The 16,931-nt window shown below is 68.8% G+C and carries 14 protein-coding genes; 9 read left to right on the forward strand and 5 right to left on the reverse strand.

All coding sequences use genetic code 11. From position 1 onward, the window contains the following. Positions 1 to 47: 47 nt before the first annotated feature. The gene (locus tag IE250_RS05350; RefSeq protein WP_189668160.1) at positions 48 to 1,076 is read right to left on the reverse strand and encodes a DUF695 domain-containing protein; all 1,029 of its coding nucleotides are present in this window, start codon (positions 1,074 to 1,076) and stop codon (positions 48 to 50) included. Positions 1,077 to 1,270: 194 nt separating this feature from the next. Between IE250_RS05350 and mmuM the strand changes: the two genes are divergently transcribed. The 5 genes from mmuM to IE250_RS05375 all read left to right on the forward strand — a co-directional run bounded on the left by mmuM (position 1,271) and on the right by IE250_RS05375 (position 9,199). After that, positions 1,271 to 2,173: a homocysteine S-methyltransferase gene (mmuM, locus tag IE250_RS05355; protein WP_189668161.1), complete on the forward strand. Its 903-nt coding sequence runs from the start codon at positions 1,271 to 1,273 to the stop codon at positions 2,171 to 2,173. 54 nt (positions 2,174 to 2,227) lie between these two features. After that, positions 2,228 to 4,390 carry a hypothetical protein gene (locus IE250_RS05360; RefSeq protein ID WP_189668162.1) on the forward strand — a complete coding sequence of 721 codons (2,163 nt, stop codon included), beginning with the start codon at positions 2,228 to 2,230 and terminating at the stop codon, positions 4,388 to 4,390. 851 nt (positions 4,391 to 5,241) lie between these two features. Next, complete coding sequence (locus tag IE250_RS05365) at positions 5,242 to 5,865, forward strand: hypothetical protein (protein ID WP_189668163.1); 624 nt, start codon at positions 5,242 to 5,244, stop codon at positions 5,863 to 5,865. A gap of 453 nt (positions 5,866 to 6,318) precedes the next feature. Then, positions 6,319 to 6,636: a hypothetical protein gene (locus IE250_RS05370; protein WP_189668164.1), complete on the forward strand. Its 318-nt coding sequence runs from the start codon at positions 6,319 to 6,321 to the stop codon at positions 6,634 to 6,636. A 196-nt stretch (positions 6,637 to 6,832) separates the two neighbouring features. Continuing rightward, positions 6,833 to 9,199 carry a sialidase family protein gene (locus IE250_RS05375; RefSeq protein ID WP_189668165.1) on the forward strand — a complete coding sequence of 789 codons (2,367 nt, stop codon included), beginning with the start codon at positions 6,833 to 6,835 and terminating at the stop codon, positions 9,197 to 9,199. A 122-nt stretch (positions 9,200 to 9,321) separates the two neighbouring features. Here IE250_RS05375 and lpdA read toward each other — a convergent pair whose 3' ends face one another. Next, positions 9,322 to 10,725, reverse strand: a complete 1,404-nt coding sequence (gene lpdA / locus IE250_RS05380) for a dihydrolipoyl dehydrogenase (RefSeq protein ID WP_189668166.1) — start codon at positions 10,723 to 10,725, stop codon at positions 9,322 to 9,324. Positions 10,726 to 10,814: 89 nt separating this feature from the next. Further along, entirely contained in the window at positions 10,815 to 11,252 is a 438-nt protein-coding gene (rnhA, locus tag IE250_RS05385) for a ribonuclease HI (RefSeq protein WP_189668360.1), read from the reverse strand. Between the two features lie 160 nt (positions 11,253 to 11,412). Here rnhA and IE250_RS05390 point away from each other — a divergent pair, with 160 nt between their 5' ends. Beyond that, complete coding sequence (locus tag IE250_RS05390) at positions 11,413 to 12,273, forward strand: LLM class flavin-dependent oxidoreductase (RefSeq protein ID WP_189668167.1); 861 nt, start codon at positions 11,413 to 11,415, stop codon at positions 12,271 to 12,273. A 107-nt stretch (positions 12,274 to 12,380) separates the two neighbouring features. Here IE250_RS05390 and leuD read toward each other — a convergent pair whose 3' ends face one another. Together leuD and leuC are read right to left on the reverse strand one after the other, a co-directional pair. After that, entirely contained in the window at positions 12,381 to 13,016 is a 636-nt protein-coding gene (gene leuD, locus IE250_RS05395) for a 3-isopropylmalate dehydratase small subunit (RefSeq protein WP_189668168.1), read from the reverse strand. A 13-nt stretch (positions 13,017 to 13,029) separates the two neighbouring features. Then, on the reverse strand, positions 13,030 to 14,568 hold the full coding sequence (gene leuC, locus IE250_RS05400) for a 3-isopropylmalate dehydratase large subunit (protein WP_189668169.1): 1,539 nt from the start codon (positions 14,566 to 14,568) through the stop codon (positions 13,030 to 13,032). A 94-nt stretch (positions 14,569 to 14,662) separates the two neighbouring features. Here leuC and IE250_RS05405 point away from each other — a divergent pair, with 94 nt between their 5' ends. From IE250_RS05405 to IE250_RS05415, 3 genes are all read left to right on the forward strand, one after another. Beyond that, on the forward strand, positions 14,663 to 15,382 hold the full coding sequence (locus IE250_RS05405; protein WP_026365378.1) for an IclR family transcriptional regulator: 720 nt from the start codon (positions 14,663 to 14,665) through the stop codon (positions 15,380 to 15,382). 223 nt (positions 15,383 to 15,605) lie between these two features. Then, positions 15,606 to 15,788, forward strand: a complete 183-nt coding sequence (locus tag IE250_RS05410; RefSeq protein ID WP_189668377.1) for a hypothetical protein — start codon at positions 15,606 to 15,608, stop codon at positions 15,786 to 15,788. A gap of 118 nt (positions 15,789 to 15,906) precedes the next feature. Beyond that, positions 15,907 to 16,881, forward strand: a complete 975-nt coding sequence (locus tag IE250_RS05415; RefSeq protein WP_189668170.1) for a PH domain-containing protein — start codon at positions 15,907 to 15,909, stop codon at positions 16,879 to 16,881. The last annotated feature ends 50 nt before the right edge of the window (positions 16,882 to 16,931 follow it).

Here is a 16,931-nt window from a genome sequence, read left to right on the forward strand (position 1 = left end):
GACGGCCTGGGCTTTGTACCCCGAGCCGCTACAGCTCGGATCGACCATCACACGCGAAACGGCTTTACGGCCTCCCACGACGGATCGAGCCGTGCGTGCATCCGCACTCGAGCCCCGGCGGAACTTCTCGCCGCTTTCTTGAGCTCGTCGGCACCGCTGGTCGTGGAGTCGACGTAGCAGTGGAAAGTCCGGCTGCCGCCACCAGTCTGAACCGCGACCACCTGCCCCACGCCCTCCAGGACCGCGTCCAAGCTCCTCTCCAGGTTGGCCAGGTCGTTCTCGTCGCCTGGTCCTGGCATGCCCGCCGACGTCGCGGCGCGGAACTCCGCCGTGATCGCGACATGCTGGTCGAGATCCGGAGCCTGCACGGGCGACAGGCGGTTCAGGCACCGCACCAGCATCGGGCCGTGCGGCGTCCGAGCGTCGGCCAGGAGCCAGCCCATCTTCCCGTCCCGGGCGTACTCCTGCGTCACCGGGGCCAGCATCACCGGAAGCTCTGCGAGCGGACGACTCCCGGCAGGGTCCCCCACGGACCAGTCGATCTCCCCGATCCACAGCTCAGTCGCCTCCTCGCCCAGAGCCGTGTCCAAGCACAGGAACGCGATCTGGCCGCACACCTCGGCGGGAACCGAGGCAAATACCGGGTGGTGCACCGTCACGTCCAGGCCGGTCGCGCGCTGCTCGGCGACCACGCGCACATCGGAGAACGCTACTTCCGCGTCCCCGATCCTCAGCACTGCGTCCAGCGAACTCGGAAGCCGCATGTCGTAGTACGACCACGTCCGGTCCGACGGCGGCGCCGAGCGCATCCACCGCCGTGCGATCCGCCGAAGCGCAGGGTTTCCGGCGGCGGTCACGGTCAACTGGTGCTCGCTGTGGATGCCCCGGCCGAACTCCCATGCCAGCTCCGGATGGATCGCTTTCACACGCTCGCTGACCGCATCGACATGTTCCGCGAGCCGGCCAGCCGGCACCGCCTCGGCGAGCTCCTCAGCAGCGCTGTCCCACCACCGCCAAAACTCGTCGATCCCCACGCCGTCGCTCGGTTCTCGCTTGCGGTTGCCAAAAAGGCCCACGCCTACTCCTCGCCCATGCCCCCCGTACCACCAGTTCGCTGCCGACCCTACCGCCACTGCGCGATCGCGAGCCGGACCCGCCGCGCCCCGGATCCAGCCCGGAGCAAACGCCTGGACCAGCCCGGATCCTCGGTTCGCGACACATCGACGACGACCGTCGACACCTCGAAGCGCGCGGGGATTAGAGTCACGTCGTGGTGTTCCCCGAACCGAACGGACCTGTACTGATCACCGATGGCGGCCTGGCGACCGAGCTTGAGGCGCGCGGGCATGATCTCTCGGACCATCTGTGGTCGGCGCGGTTGCTGGTCGACGCCCCCGGCGAGATCAAGGCCGCTCACCTGGCGTTCTTCCGGGCTGGAGCGGTGATCGCGACGACGGCGAGCTACCAGGCGTCGTTCGACGCGTTCGAGGCGCGCGGCATCGGTCGGGACGAGGCCGTGCGGCTGCTGCGGCGCAGTGTCGAACTGGCCCAGGCGGCTCGCGATGAGATGGCCGGGGACGGGCGGGAGCGCTGGGTGGCGGCGTCGGTCGGCCCCTATGGTGCGGCGCTGGCCGACGGATCGGAATACCGAGGCCGATACGGGCTGAGCATGGCCGACCTGGCGGCGTGGCATCGACCCCGCCTTGAAGTGCTGGCCGACGCGGGGCCGGACCTGCTTGCGCTCGAAACCATCCCGGACATGGACGAGGCCGAAGCGCTCATGACCGTGATCTCCGGGATCGGCATCCCCGTGTGGCTCACATACACCATCGACGGCGACCGCACACGCGCCGGGCAACCGCTGGCCGAGGCCTTCGCACTCGCACGGGATGTGCCCGAGGTCGTTGCGGTGGGCGTCAACTGCTGCGCCCCGTCCGACGTGTCGGCCGCGATCGCCACCGCCCGCGACGTCACCGGGAAGCCGGTGATCGTCTACCCGAACAGCGGCGAGGACTGGGACGCCCAGCAGCGCACCTGGGTGGGCACGTCGCAGCACTCCGCGCAGCAAGCGCGACAGTGGGTCGCCGACGGGGCACGGATCGTGGGCGGATGCTGCCGAGTACGCCCAGCCGACATCGACAACATCGCTCGTGCCGTGGCCGCCGCGGGCTAGACCACCCCCGAACTCGGTCCGACCGCTCGGTTGTCCCGTGCCACCATTCGTGACATGTCGCAGAAGACTCACGACCTGATCGTCCGCAAGAGCTGGCGCGTCCCAGTGACGGAGGGGTCGACCGGCGACGGCTCGTCGATCGCGCGGCGGTTCGATGTCGCGCTCCTCGCCGTCGGCTTCAAGGCCTCGGACCGTCTCCTGCGTCATCTCGGTGGACTCGCCCCGCGGGACGCCAAGCTAGTGGCCGTCCAGGCGCTCGCGGTGGTGCGGGAGTCGGTGGGCGCGCACGTCGAGCACAACGCATACTTCCGGGACTTCCCGAAGAACGTGCCCGACACCCTCGAGTTCTGGGTCTCCTGCCTCAAGGACGCGCTGAAGGACACCGACTACGCGGACCGCGCGGCCGAGATCTTCGCACGTCAGAAGGTGAACCTCCTGGCGCTTCGCAAGTACGGGCGGTACCAGCACACCTACGCGGAGATGGTCGCCGCACACGAAGAGTTCCTCCCGGCGGTCACCGACCGGTGCACTGTCCTCGATCTCGGCGGCACCCTCGACGAGGAGGCCCACCGGCTCTACCTTGTGCTTGCCGGCAGCACCACACCGCTGTCGGACGACGACCTGGTGGCGCTCGCGATTCTGGCCGAGCACTGCAACTCGATGTCGCAGCCCGAGTCGGTGCCGATGCGCGCGAGCCGCGCAATCGTCAACGCGGTGCACGTCGCGACCGGGCGTGAGCCGCAGGCCGACACCGTGACCGACGTGCTGCGGTTGGCATGCGCACTGTCCGACGGCGACGTCACCCTGGAGGCCTCGACCCGGTTCCGCTCCTTTCCCAGGGCGACCCGGCGTCTCCTGCTCCGCACCCTTGACGGCATCGTCGCGTCGTCCCCAGCCAAGCTCGGCGACGTCGCCATGCACCGCGAGGCGTGGAAGCGGCTGGGCGAGCGCCTGCACCCGCACGAGCACCGTGGCCTGCCGAACGCTGGCCGGGTTTTCGCCGTCGCCCGTGGTGACGAGGATGCGTCGTCGTTCTCCGCACGGGTCGAACGCGCTCTCGCGACAGGCGAGCGCGCTGAAGCGACGCGCCTGCTCTCGGCGGCGCCCGGTGCCCTTGTCCGGCGTGTCGACCATCTGCTGCGCACCGCCGCCGACGACGCCGACGCCGCGGCCGTTCTCCGTGCGGTCGAGGAAGCTCTGCCCGGTGTGTCCGGGCGTGTGCTGCTCTCGCTGCGCCAGCACCTGGAGAACCGCCGCGCGGCCGGCTCCGACCGGAGGGTCTTCGTCAACCGCATCGGTGGCGCCTGGGCCGGCGCGGACAACCGCGCGCCGCTACCTGCGGAAGCCCTCGAACCCCTCGTCGACGCTTGCGATGCCGAGGTCCTGCGCCGGCTCCCGCAGCCGGATGTCCTCGTCGTCGACCCGGACTTCCTCGACGTGGCCCTTCCTCTGTCGGGGCGGGCCCGGCCCGGCGGAACGGGCATCCTCCCACGCGGGTCTCGCACACGGGTGACAGGTGAGCTGCTGCGGTTCTTCGTCCACTGGCGCCAGAATGACCGGCGAACCGATCTCGACCTCTCGTGCCTACTGCTCGACGCGGATTTCACCAGGTCCGATCACGTCTCCTGGACCCGGCTCCGCAGTGGCGGCTTCGTGCATTCCGGCGACCTGACCGAAGCCCCCGGCGGCGCCACCGAGTTCATCGACGTGGAGACCCCAAACGTCCGGCGGGATGTTGTCGTACCTCAGGTCCACGTGTATGCGGGCGAACGGTTCGACGAGACAGCCGAGGCCTTCTTCGGATTCATGACCCGTGATCTCGCCCAGCGAGGGCTCCCGTTCGAGCCGGCCACCGTCCGCGCTAAGTCCGACCTGACCGGCTTCGGTCGCGTCACCATCCCGCTCGCCTTCCTCCGGGACGACGACGGCTGGGAGGCGCTCTGGCTGCATTTGAACCCGAAGGGACGCTCCGGGTTCAACACCGTCGAGGGCCACCGCGTCACCACCACGACCCTCGTCCGCGACATCGCCGCCCATCGGTTCCTCACCGTCCGGTACCTCGTCTCCCTGCTCCGGGCTGACGGGGTCGACGTCCGCGAAGAGGCCCCCCAGGATGGCCGCCCTGTCACGTACATCGGGTTCGCCGCACCCGAGAACCTCCCAGCGGGTTCCCGGATCATCACGCCTCAGAATCTCCTCGACCTCGTCCCGGCGTAACGGCTAGGGTGTCACCCGGACGAGGCCATGCGGCGACTTCCTTCTCACTCCTGTCAAAAGCCTAGCCGCCGCGCTTTCCTCGTTCCTAGACGGTGCAGGGCCGGGCTCGTGCCACGAGCCCGGCCCTTTCCTTGCCCGAGGCTCGACCCGGAACCACACGCCCCGGAACGCGAAGCCCTCCGCCTGGGTTCACCACAGGCCGCGCTTGCGGCCCTTGCTGCTCCCCCACAATCGCTTGGCCAGGTTCTTGCTACGACCCTTCGTCGTACTTCCCCACGTGCCCCGCTTCAAGCTCTTTGCGCGAGACTTCCTACCCCACAGACCAGCCATCAGCGACCCCCTCGCGTACGAACATGCCTCAAGGCTACGGATGCCTCCCAGCCACGTGAATCACACTCCACCCGGTTGACATCCCGCAGTACAGGCCCACGACGCGCTCTCAGACATCGTCGCTGAGCTGCTCCGCGCTGGAATAGCCATGCCACGAGTCCGACGGTGCCGTGGTCATCACCGAATGCGTGCGGGTGGACCACTACAAGCACCCGAGCGGATGTGGCCGAGCGCCTCACCGGTAGCCCACACAGGAGGCCAACGCCAAGGCTTCGGCGGTCCATGACGCACCCGGTGTGGACAAGCTGCGCGACGGGCGCTGGGCCAGCGACTACTTCGTCTCGAACCGCTCCAACACGACCTGGGGCGCGTCTGTGCCCCGCCGCCAGAGGCCCTGTGGAACAGCCAGAAACAGCATCCGACCTGCTTGAACGTCTCACAACTTTCGGGATAGGCACAACCATCCAGCCGACCGGTGCGTCTTAGGAGTCATGCGAAACACACACGCAAAGATAGGTTCGATGGTTCTGCTGGCAGGCCTCGTGGTGGGCCTCACGGCGGGCACGACGACGACCGCCGTCGCCGGCCCCGCGTCGGTGGCCTGCGCGGCCACGTCCGCGCACTCCCCCAGCCAGGCCGCGGGTCCGTCCGACTGCGATCCGGTCGGGACCCCGGTCAACCTCGGTGACCCCACCCCGGGCGCGACCGACAACTGGCAGAGGACCAAGACCAACGGCGTCGGCTACAAGATTCCGGCCAAGTGGACCGGTCACAAGATCGTGGGCGACGGCGGCAAAGGCCACGAGTGGGAGTCCCGCAAGGTCATCATCTCCGACGAGTTCGGCGACCTGCACTGGCGAATCCTCGTTCAGTCGCCCTTTGTGAACCAGGAGATGCCGGACCCGGAGGAGCTGAACGAGCTCGGCTTCTACGCCTCGTACATCGAGGTCGAGGGCGCCTCGGAGGCTGTGCTCGTGGCCGCGCAGACCGGGCACTGGGCTGACGCTTCGGTCAAGACGATCGACTTCCAGGTCTTCGTCGAGTCGGAGCGCACTGGCGTCGTCACTCGGTTCATGGGCGAGCTGCCCCCGGGCAAGAAGGGCAAGTTCCTCCTGAACAACTTCGTTCCTACGATCCGGCCCTGATCCTGGGGTAAACCGAGCGGAGGCCGGTCCTGGTGCTGGTCAGGGCCCGCCTCCGCTCGCTCTTCGCGGTCCGACAGGTTCTCAAGGGCAGGTGCTGCCAGTCCACAGGCAGATAGCGGCATCGAACACCGGCCGGCCGCTGGACGCGAGGAAGCGCTTCGTCGCCGGGTACGTCGGATCGAGCACGCGCCACGACGAAGACCGAGACGTCCTGGCACGTTCCGCGACCTGACCCTGGCGGAGCGGCAGGTGCTGCGGGCCGCTCGCCCACCCGCAGCGCGGAGCAGCTGAGGTCGGCCACCGAGTGGCGGGACCAGGTCAAACACACACTTCTCCCGGGAGTCCGGGGGACGCGCGCGGCCGCCGCAACCTTCTGACCCCACGGCAAAGTGCCATGAGTCGAAGCGTTTCGCCTAGCCACAGGGGCAGTTTGACATGACGCAAGGGTTGACAGTGTCTCACTTCGCCGCTTCGATGATCGAAGCGCTTCGACGTTTTCCGAAGCGCGAGACCACAGTGCGCGTCGAAGGACATCTCGATGAAGAGACCGACCTTGAAGATTTTTCCGCTCTGGCCGCCGGTGTGGCGCTCACCGTGAGCGTCGCCGTCCCCGGATCGGCCGTACCACTGAAGAAGGCCGAGGAGCAGTCGGGAAGTGGACGCGCAGTACATCGCGCTCTGGAGCAGCAGCTCACGTTCCACTTCCGGAGCGGTGACAAGGTCACCTACACCGTCGTCCGCGGCGGCACCACGGTCACGGGCACCGACTGACGGTGCACAGCCTCGACGCTCCCGATCGACGTCACTCCTCAACTTTCGCCATCGCAAGGTCATCGGCATGGCCCATCCCTCCGACGGGGCGCCCTTCGAGCGCCTCTCCGCTCAAGGAGGGGAGTGCCGCGGCCCTCCCCGCACGCCGCCGCATGCCCCAGACCAGTCCCTTGTCACCAGACCCAAGGAGAGCATCATGAAACGACGCACCTTTCTCGCGTCAGTCGGCGCGGCCGCTGTCGCGGTCGGCCTCCCGCAAACGCCGGCACAGGCCAACGCCCACGCGCACGATGCGGGCGCCTACACCTGGAAGAACGCCGTCGTCAACGGCGGCGGCTTCGTGCCCGGCATCGTCTTCAACGAGACCGAGCCGAACCTCATCTACGCCCGCACCGACATCGGCGGCTGCTACCGCTGGCAGGAGGACTCCCGGACCTGGAAGCCGCTCCTGGACTGGGTCGGCCGCGACAAGTGGGGCTACGCCGGGGTCGTCTCCGTGGCCAGCGACCCGGTCGAGACCAACCGCGTCTACGCCGCCGTCGGCACCTACACCATCGACTGGGACCCCAACAACGGCGCCGTGCTCTACTCCGACGACAAGGGCGACACGTGGGGCATCGCCGAGCTCCCGTTCAAGCAGGGCGGCAACATGCCCGGCCGCGGCATGGGCGAGCGCCTTGTCGTCAACCCGGCCGACAACGCCGAGCTGTACCTCGGCACCCCGAACGGCAACGGATTGTGGCGCTCGCGCGACTACGGTCGCACCTGGGCGCGTGTCGAGGAGTTCCCGAACCCTGGCAACTTCGTCGTCGACCCCTCGAACACCTACCTCGCCGACAACCAGGGCGTGATCTGGATCGACTTCGACCAGATCGGCGGCAAGATCTACGTCGGTGTGGCCGACCCGGACGACCCGCTCTACGTCTCCGAGGACGGCGGCGCGACCTGGCAGCCCGTGCCCGGTGCCGCGGAGGCGATCGGCGTCGTCGACGGCAACCGCACCATCCCCAAGCAGTCCGCCGTGGACAACACCAACGGCTACCTGTACGTCATCACCAGCCATGACCCCGGCCCTTACAACGGCGCGCCCAGCTCGGGCAACGGCGGCCAGATCTGGCGCCTGGCCACCCAGACCGGCGAATGGGCCGACGTCACCCCCGGGTACAGCCCGAGAGGTGTGATCCCGGGCTTCGGCGGGCTCACCGTCGACCGCCAGAACCCCGGCACGCTCATGGCCTCCACGTGCAACAACTGGTGGCCCGACGAGATCCTGTACCGCTCAACCGACTCGGGACAGACCTGGTCGCTCAGCTGGGACTACGCCGAAGGCCAGGACCGCACCGACCGGTTCGTCATGGACAGCTCGGGATCCCCGTGGCTGTCCTGGAACGGCGAGGACCAGGGCCCGCAGTACGCGGTCAAGCACGGGTGGATGATCGAGGCCTTCGCGATCGACCCGCACAACTCCGACCGCATCATGTGGGGCACCGGCGCCTCCATCTGGGGCACCGAGGAACTGACCCGGTGGGACAACCAAGGCGAGCTCATCGGCGAGGACGAAGCCGGTCAGCGCGTCGCCCTGTCGATCGAGAAGTTCACGGTCGGCGTGCGCGCCGAAGGCGTTGAGGAGACCGCATCCCTCGACCTCGCGGCGCTCGGCGGCACGCTCGTCTCCGCCGTCGGCGACGTCGGCGGCTTCGTCCACACCGACCTCGGCCGGGCCGAGCCGATGATCAACACCGGCTGGTCCACGGGCACCAGCGTCGACTTCGCCCAGTCCAACCCGGACATCATCGTCGGCACCGGCAACGTGCACGGCAACGAGAAGGGCCACGTCGGCGTCTCCACCGACCGCGGCAAGAGCTGGCGGAACGCGTCGCGCGTCGAGGGCGTGCCCGGCGACGGCCATGGCGGCACCGTCGCGATCACCGCCGACGCGTCCGCGATCGTCTGGTCGCCGAACAACACCGAGGTCACCCCGGTGTACAGCACCGACCTGGGCGAGACGTGGGACCCAGTCCAGGGGCTCCCGGCGGGCGCGAAGGTCCGGTCCGACCGCGTCAACCCGTCGGTCCTCTACTCGTCCGCCGGCGGCACGTTCTACCGCAGCACCGACGGCGGCGCGACGTTCACCGACACCGGGGCGACAGGCCTGCCGACCGCGGGCGTCGACGACTTCCGGGCCGTCCCCGGCCACAAGAACCACATCTGGCTGGCTGGGCGCGGCGACACCAAGAAGGACATCGCGGGCGGCATGTGGCGCTCCAAGGACGGCGGCGCCACCTGGAAGCGCATCGCCGAGTTCGACACGGCGGAGTCGGTCGGCTTCGGCAAGGCGTCCAAGAAGTCCGGTTACCCGGCGATCTACAGCTCCGCGCGGATCGGCGGCAAGGCCGCGATCTACCGCTCGACCGACGGCGGGAACCGCTGGATCCGCATCGACGACGACGACCACCAGTGGGCCTACTCGGGCTCCGCCATCACCGGCGACCCGTGGATCTACGGCCGCGTCTACCTCACCACCAACGGCCGCGGCATCATCTACGGCGACATAGCCGACTGAGGTCGCCAGGTCCCCGAGTAATGTCCACGACACCCCGGGACGCGAAGAGGCCCGGATTCGCGGAATTCCGCGGATCCGGGCCTCTGACCAGGCCGGCCGCCCAAGGGCGGCCGAGGGATCGACTAAAAGTTGATCATGTGCCCGGTAATACCGTGGATCGACTCCTGCAGCGCCTCCGACAGCGTCGGGTGCGTGTGCACGTTGCGCGCCATCTCGTCGGCGGTGAGGTCCCACTTCTGCGCCAGCGTCAGCTCGGGCAGGAGCTCCGAGACGTCCGGGCCGATCATGTGGGCGCCGAGGATCTCGTTGTACTTGGCGTCGGCGACCAGCTTGACGAAGCCGGTCGGGTCGCCCAGGCCGTGTGCCTTGCCGTTCGCCATGAAGGGGAACGACGCGACCTTCACGTCGTAGCCCTCGTCCTTGGCCTGCTGCTCCGTGAGGCCGAACGACGCGACCTGCGGGGAGCAGAACGTGGCGCGCGGCATATTGCGGTAGTCGCCCAGCGTCTGGGTCTCGGCCCCGGCGATGGTCTCGGCCGCGACGACGCCCTGCGCCTCCGCGACGTGCGCCAGCATGAGCTTGGCGGTGACGTCACCGATGGCATAGATGTGCGGCACGCTGGTGCGCATGTAGTCGTCGATGGCGATCGCGCCGCGGTCGGTGAGCTGCACGCCCGTGCTCTCGAGCCCGAACCCGCTGACGTTGGGCGCGAAGCCGACGGCCATGAGGACCTTGTCCACCACGAGCTCGCCCGGCTTGTCGTCCTTGACGCCCTTGTAGGAGACGGTGACGGACGCCCCGTCGTCCTTGACCGTCTGGACGGCCGTGGAGGTCAGCACCTTGATGCCGATCTTCTTGTACTGCTTGGCGATCTCCTTGGAGACGTCCGCGTCCTCGTTCGGCAGCGCACGGTCGAGGAACTCGATGACCGTTACGTCCACGCCGTAGTTCTTCAGGACGTAGGCGAACTCCACGCCGATGGCGCCGGCGCCGACGATCGCTATCGACTTGGGCAGGTCGCGCGTGAGGATCTGCTCCTCGTAGGTGACCACGTTCGAGGACAGCTCGACGCCGGGGAGCAGGCGCACCTCGGAGCCCGTGGCGATGATCGCGTTGTCGAAGGTCACGGTCTCGGTGCCGCCCTTGTTGAGGGCCACCTCGATGGTGTTCGCGTCGCGGAACGTTCCGCGGCCGTCGAGCTCCGCGATCTTGTTCTTCTTCATCAGGAAGTGCACGCCCTTGACGCGCCCGTCCGCGACCGTGCGCGAGCGGTCCCAGGCCTTCCCGTAGTCGAACGTGACGTCTCCGGCCATGCCGAAGAAGTCCTTCTGGTGAGTGAAGATGTGGGCCAGCTCAGCGTTGCGGAGCAAGGCCTTCGAGGGGATGCAGCCCACGTTGAGGCAGACACCGCCCCAGTACTTCTCCTCGATGATCGCAACGGACTTACCGAGCTGGGCAGCGCGGATGGCGGCGACGTAGCCGCCGGGGCCCGCACCGAGGAGTACGACGTCGTAGTGGGAAGCCATGGGTCAAGGGTATTAGGGTGCGCGAATCGTGGTGACGTGACATCGGTCTCGTTGTCGCTACGACACCCGAGACGGCGCGTCCGGCGCTCTCAGCGGACGCTGTCGACGCCCTTGTTGGCCAGCGCGTCCGCCGCTTCGTTGCCCGGGTCGCCCGCGTGGCCCTTGACCCAGACCCAGCGCACCGTGTGCTTGGCGACCTCGGCGTCGAGGGCCTGCCACAGGTCGACGTTCTTCACTGGCTGCTTGCTCGCGGTCTTCCACCCGTTGCGCTTCCAGCCCACGATCCAGGTCTTCATGCCGTTCATCACGTAGGACGAGTCCACGTGGATGGTGACCTCGCTCGGCTGCTTGAGCGCCCGCAGGGCCTCGACCACCGCTGTGAGCTCCATGCGGTTGTTCGTGGTGAGCTTCTCCCCGCCGAACAGCTCCTTGCTGTGCTCCCCCGCCTTCAGGAGCGCACCCCATCCGCCGAGCCCCGGGTTGCCCTTGCAGGCGCCATCGGTCCACATCTCCACCACGGGCTGCATCTGCGTCACCGGGCAACCCTATCGGCGCGCGAGGACAGGGTAGGTGTCGGCGCCGATGTCAGAGTCCCGGCGTAGCGTGACGGAGGTCGGTCATGGACGCGCCGACGCTGGACGCGAGGACGGTCGACGCAAGACGGTCGGACGCAACGGGAGGGGAACGATGAAGTTCGGGTTCATCGGCAGTTTCGGAACGCCCGCGCAGCAGCTGGTTCTCGCGCAGGAGTGCGAGAAGCACGGCTGGGACGGCTACTTCACGTGGGACGCGATCAGCATGGGCAGCGAGTGGCCCTCGGCCACCTGGGACCCGTTCGGCCTGCTGTGCGCGGTAGCGGCCGTCACCGAACGGATCACGCTGGGCGCCATGGTCTTCGCGGTACCCCGGCACCGGCCGTGGGAGTTCGCTCAGCGCGCGCTCACCGTCGACCATCTGTCCGGCGGGCGCCTGGTGCTTCCCGTGGGCGTCGGTGTGACGATCGACCAGGCGTTCACGTCGGTGCCCGGCCAACCCACCGAGCTGCGCGAACGGGCAGAGCTCCTGGACGACGTGCTGACCTTCCTCGCCGAGTCCTGGAAGGGAGAGCCGTTCGAGTTCCAGGGCACGCGCCTGAGCACGGGCGAGCTCCACTTCCCCACACCACCCGTGAACGGGCACATCCCGGTATGGCCCGTCGGTGTGTGGGACGCCGAGAACCCGCCGGCCAAGAACCTCAGGCGCGCGCTGCGCTGGGACGGGATTGTTCCGCAGCAGCGCGGCACCTCCGACGAACCGCTCCCGGACGCCATCGCCGGCCTGACGGAGTGGCTCGCGAAGCACCGCGACAACCTGGAGCGGGCGTCCGACGGCCCGTTCGACGTCGTCGCGCAGGGGAAGCTTTCGACCGACCCGGCCGAGGCCGCCGACCAGGCGCGGGCCATGGCGGACGCCGGCGCAACCTGGTGGATCGACTCCTGGTGGGACCCGGCCGCGGTGACCCCGGAGATGCTCCTGGAGAAGGTGCGCCAGGGACCACCCAGCCTGTAGCAGGGTCGNNGTCTCGACAGGCTCGACCACCGAAGGCAGGCTCGACCACCGAAGGCAGGCTCGACCACCGAAGGCAGGCTCGACCACCGAAGGTCAGACCGCGAAGATCAGACCGGGCGGGCCGCCTCGATCTCGATCGACGGCAGGTGCTTGGCCGGCAGGGTCTTCGGGCGCCACGGCTCCCGGGTCTCCTCGAAAGCGGCGATCGCGTCGGCCTGCTGCAGGGTGAGGCCGATGTCGTCGAGCCCCTCCATGAGACGCCACCGTGTGTAGTCGTCGATCTGGAAGGGCACGGTGACGTCGTCCGCCGTGGCGGTCTTGGCCTCGAGGTCGACGGTCACCTCGGTGCCCGGCTTGGTCTCGAGGATCTTCCACAGGATCTCGATGTCCTCGGGCGAGACGACGCCCGCGACGAGTCCCTGCTTGCCCGAGTTGCCGCGGAAGATGTCGGCGAACCGGGAGGACAGCACTACGCGGAAGCCGTAGTCCTTGAGCGCCCAGACGGCGTGCTCACGCGAGGACCCCGTGCCGAAGTCCGGCCCGGCCACGAGCACGGACCCCTTCGAGTACGCCTCCTGGTTCAGCACGAACGACGGGTCGCCCCGCCATGCCGCGAACAGCGCGTCCTCGAACCCGGTGCGCGTGACCCGCTTGAGGTACACGGCGGGGATGATCTGGTCGGTGTCGACGTTGCTGCGCCGCAGCGGCACGCCGACGCCGGTGTGGGTGTGGATCTTCTCCATGGTCAGGGTCCTCTCAGCGCAGCGCGGGCTGGCCCACGGGCCGGCTCGCGATCGGCATGGGCAGGTCGGTGACGAACTCGCCCAGCGGGGAGGCGCCCACGCCGTCGAGCGGCGTGCCGTCGAACGTGGTCAGGTCGATTTCTTCGGGCAGGTCCAGGTCGCTGACGCTGGACAGCGTGCCCCGGATCGCCGTCGCCGCGGCGACCAGCGGCGATACCAGGTGGGTGCGCCCGCCCTTGCCCTGCCGCCCCTCGAAGTTGCGGTTCGACGTCGAGGCCGACCGCTCCCCCGGCGCGAGCTGGTCCGGGTTCATACCGAGACACATCGAGCAACCGGCGTTGCGCCACTCGGCGCCAAAGTCCTTGAAGATCACGTCGAGGCCCTCGGCCTCGGCCTGCAGCCGCACGCGAGCCGACGACGGGACCACCAGGACCCGCACGGAGTCGGCCTTCTGGCGGCCCTTGACGACCTTCGCGACGGACCGCAGGTCCTCGATCCGACCGTTGGTGCAGGAGCCGATGAACACCGTGTCGACATGGATGTCGCGCAGCGGGATGCCGGGCTCCAGGCCCATGTACTCCAGGGCCTTCGCCGCAGTCTCGCGCTCGCCCTCGTCGGCGATGTCCGCCGGTACCGGCACGGACGCCGACAGCGGCAGGCCCTGACCCGGGTTCGTGCCCCAGGTGACGAACGGCTCGAGGTCGGACGCCTCGAGCACAACCTCGGCGTCGAACTCCGCGTCGTCGTCGGACCGCAGGGTCTTCCAGTACTCCACGGCCGCGTCCCAGTCCGCGCCCTCGGGCGCGTGCGGGCGGCCCTTGAGGTACTCGAACGTGGTCTCGTCCGGCGCGATCATGCCGGCGCGGGCGCCGGCCTCGATCGACATGTTGCAGATGGTCATCCGGGCTTCCATGGAGAGAGCGCGGATGGCCTCGCCGCGGTACTCGAGCACGTAGCCCTGACCGCCGCCGGTGCCGATCTTGGCGATGATCGCCAGGATGATGTCCTTGGAGGTGGCGCCAGCGGGCAGCGTCCCGTCCACCGTGATCGCCATCGTCTTGAACGGAGCGAGCGGCAGCGTCTGCGTGGCGAGCACGTGCTCCACCTCGGACGTGCCGATACCGAACGCGAGCGCGCCGAACGCACCGTGCGTGGAGGTGTGCGAGTCGCCGCACACGACCGTGAGGCCGGGCATCGTGAGCCCGAGCTGCGGTCCCACCTGGTGGACGATGCCCTGGTCGGCGTCACCGAGGCTGTGCAGGCGGACGCCGAACTCCTTGGCGTTGGCCCGCAGCGTCTCGATCTGCGTGCGGCTCGTCGCGTCGGCGATCGGCCGATCGATGTCGAGCGTTGGGGTGTTGTGGTCCTCGGTAGCGATCGTGAGGTCGGGTCGCCGCACCTGCCGTCCGGCGAGGCGCAGCCCCTCGAACGCCTGGGGGCTCGTGACCTCATGCACTAGGTGCAGGTCGATGTAGAGAAGATCAGGCGAGCCTCCCTCGCCTCGGCGCACCAGGTGCGCTTCCCAGACCTTCTCCGCCAGCGTGCCGGCCATTGCGGTTCGCCTCCCTCTTAAGAAAACTACCTCTTCAGGAACAACTTTGGGTCCCGACTTGCAATCTCACGTTCCGAGACGGCAATATCGCGGTATGGACGATACTAGCGGAGTCGGCGTCTTGGACAAGGCGGCGTCCGTCCTCGGGGCACTCGAGGCCGGCCCGGCCACCCTGGCGCAGCTCGTCTCCTCGACTGGCCTGGCTCGCCCGACGGCGCACCGACTGGCCGTGGCACTCGAGCACCACCGTCTCGTGGCCCGAGACATGCAGGGCCGTTTTGTGCTGGGTCCGCGCCTCAACGAGCTGGCCACGGCCGCCGGTGAGGACCGCCTGCTGGCGGCTGCGAACCCGGTCCTCATCGCGCTTCGCGACCACACGGGCGAGAGCGCCCAGCTCTACCGCCGGCAGGGTGACCACCGCGTTTGCGTCGCCGCCGCCGAACGCCCGGTCGGCCTGCGCGACTCCATACCCGTGGGTGCGACGCTCAGCATGAGCGCCGGATCCGCGGCCCATGTGCTGCTCGCCTGGGAGGAGCCGGACCGGTTGCACCGTGGCCTACGCGACGCGACGTTCACGGCCACCATCCTTTCCGGTGTCCGACGCCGAGGCTGGGCCCAGTCCGTCTCAGAACGTGAGCTCGGTGTGGCATCGGTCTCAGCCCCGGTTCGTGGCCCATCCGGCCGGGTCGTGGCCGCCGTCAGCGTGTCCGGGCCCGTGGAGCGTCTCTCCCGGCAGCCCGGCCGGCTGCACTCGGCCGCCGTCGTCGCCGCTGCGAACAAGCTCACCGAGGTGCTGCACCGGTCCGGCGAGTAGCGACCCCGCTGAGCCAGCTCTGCAGGTAGCGCTCGCTCGGGCGCCCGTCGAGGCGCGCCCGAGACCCGAACCGGTGCGCACACGGTGTGCAGTCGGTGAGCGGTCGGTGAGTGTTGGGTCGCCACGCCGGGCCAGGTCATTCCCCTGGTCCATGTCGAGTAAGTACCCTTTCGCGAGACGTGTGCACATCAGGGGCGCACGCTCCTACGTCGTGAGGTATCTGATGCCCCCCAAGGTGAGGCTCATCATCATCTGGCTCGTGGTGATCTTCTTGCTGTATTCGGTCATCAACGACCCCGAGCGCTCCGCCGACGTCGTGCTTGCCCTCTGGGACGTCATCTGGGGAGCCATCGCGAACATCGGCAAATTCTTCGAGGAGCTCTTCACCGGGTCCATCGGCCGCTGACCACGTAGGGTCGACGGCGGGGCCCGACGATCGGACCAGGCCCATGGGGCCGGATCCAGCGGTTCGATCCAGCAGCCCGAACCATCGAATCCATCCGACGCACCCCGGGGAGACCCGCATGAGCGCCACCGCGGACTTCGTCATCCGCAGCCGCGCCCTGCAGCGATACATCCTCGCGAACGAGAAGATCATCATCGCCACGCACCGGCACTGGGCCATGCTGTGGGAGCCGATTCTGACAACAGCAGGTTCGTTCGTGCTGGTCGTGTCGGTCCTCGCCGCGGTAGAGCCCAGTGTCCGGGACGAGCTGGCATGGCTGTGGCTGCCGTTCCTCGTCCTGGGCGCGCGCCTGCTGTACAAGTGGCTGGAGTGGCGGGCCCAGTGGTTCGTCATGACCGACCGCCGGCTCCTGCTGCTCTCCGGGTTCCTGGTGCACCGGGTGGCGATGATGCCGTCCGAGAAGGTGACGGACCTCGGGTACGAGCGCACACCGCTCGGCCAGCTGCTCGGCTACGGCACCTTCATCCTGGAGACCGCCGGGCAGGACCAGGCGCTCGACCGGGTCACCTGGGTGCCCCGGCCCGACTCCCGGTACCGCCTCATCATCGCGACGCTCTTCCACCCGGACTCCGCCGACGCCGAGGCCGCAGCGCAGACCAACCCGAACATCCGGCCGCAGGCCGCGCCACCGGTCGAGTCTCAGGCGGCCGCCCCGCCCGCTCTCATGCCGCGGATCGGGCGGCGCAGCAACCCGCCGACGCAGCGCATCACCCTCCCGATCGCCCGCGAAGGCGCCGGGTCGGGCAGCATGACCGGGGACGGCGCCGCGCCGGGCAGCATGACCCCGGACAGCACTATCAAGGGCGGCACCGTCCCGGACAGCACGATCCCGGACAGAGGGGACCCGACTGGTGTGACCTGGTCGAAGACCGGGAGCGCGGCGGCACCCGCGGCGTCGGGCAGCGGGACTCCGGCCGGCCGGGCGAGCGACGGCGGCGAGCATGTGCCCGGCGGTCCTACCGCCGACCCGGGCCCGGCCGAGGTGCGGCCCAAGCCGTTCATCGAGGGCGGCAAGGACCCGAAGATCAGCTGACGAACCATGGCAACGACGAAAGGCCTGGTCCACGTGGACCAGGCCTTTCT

The sequence above is a fragment of the Promicromonospora soli genome (assembly GCF_014653785.1).
GTDB lineage: Bacteria > Actinomycetota > Actinomycetes > Actinomycetales > Cellulomonadaceae > Promicromonospora > Promicromonospora soli.

Excerpts from the sequence above, each read along its gene's own strand:
- IE250_RS05360 (WP_189668162.1), top strand. The coding sequence starts at position 2,228 with ATGTCGCAGAAGACTCACGACCTGATCGTCCGCAAGAGCTGGCGCGTC.
- IE250_RS05365 (WP_189668163.1), top strand. The coding sequence starts at position 5,242 with ATGGTTCTGCTGGCAGGCCTCGTGGTGGGCCTCACGGCGGGCACGACG.
- IE250_RS05375 (WP_189668165.1), top strand. The coding sequence starts at position 6,833 with ATGAAACGACGCACCTTTCTCGCGTCAGTCGGCGCGGCCGCTGTCGCG.
- lpdA (WP_189668166.1), bottom strand. The coding sequence starts at position 10,725 with ATGGCTTCCCACTACGACGTCGTACTCCTCGGTGCGGGCCCCGGCGGC.
- rnhA (WP_189668360.1), bottom strand. The coding sequence starts at position 11,252 with ATGCAGCCCGTGGTGGAGATGTGGACCGATGGCGCCTGCAAGGGCAAC.
- IE250_RS05390 (WP_189668167.1), top strand. The coding sequence starts at position 11,413 with ATGAAGTTCGGGTTCATCGGCAGTTTCGGAACGCCCGCGCAGCAGCTG.
- leuD (WP_189668168.1), bottom strand. The coding sequence starts at position 13,016 with ATGGAGAAGATCCACACCCACACCGGCGTCGGCGTGCCGCTGCGGCGC.
- leuC (WP_189668169.1), bottom strand. The coding sequence starts at position 14,568 with ATGGCCGGCACGCTGGCGGAGAAGGTCTGGGAAGCGCACCTGGTGCGC.
- IE250_RS05405 (WP_026365378.1), top strand. The coding sequence starts at position 14,663 with ATGGACGATACTAGCGGAGTCGGCGTCTTGGACAAGGCGGCGTCCGTC.
- IE250_RS05410 (WP_189668377.1), top strand. The coding sequence starts at position 15,606 with ATGCCCCCCAAGGTGAGGCTCATCATCATCTGGCTCGTGGTGATCTTC.
- IE250_RS05415 (WP_189668170.1), top strand. The coding sequence starts at position 15,907 with ATGAGCGCCACCGCGGACTTCGTCATCCGCAGCCGCGCCCTGCAGCGA.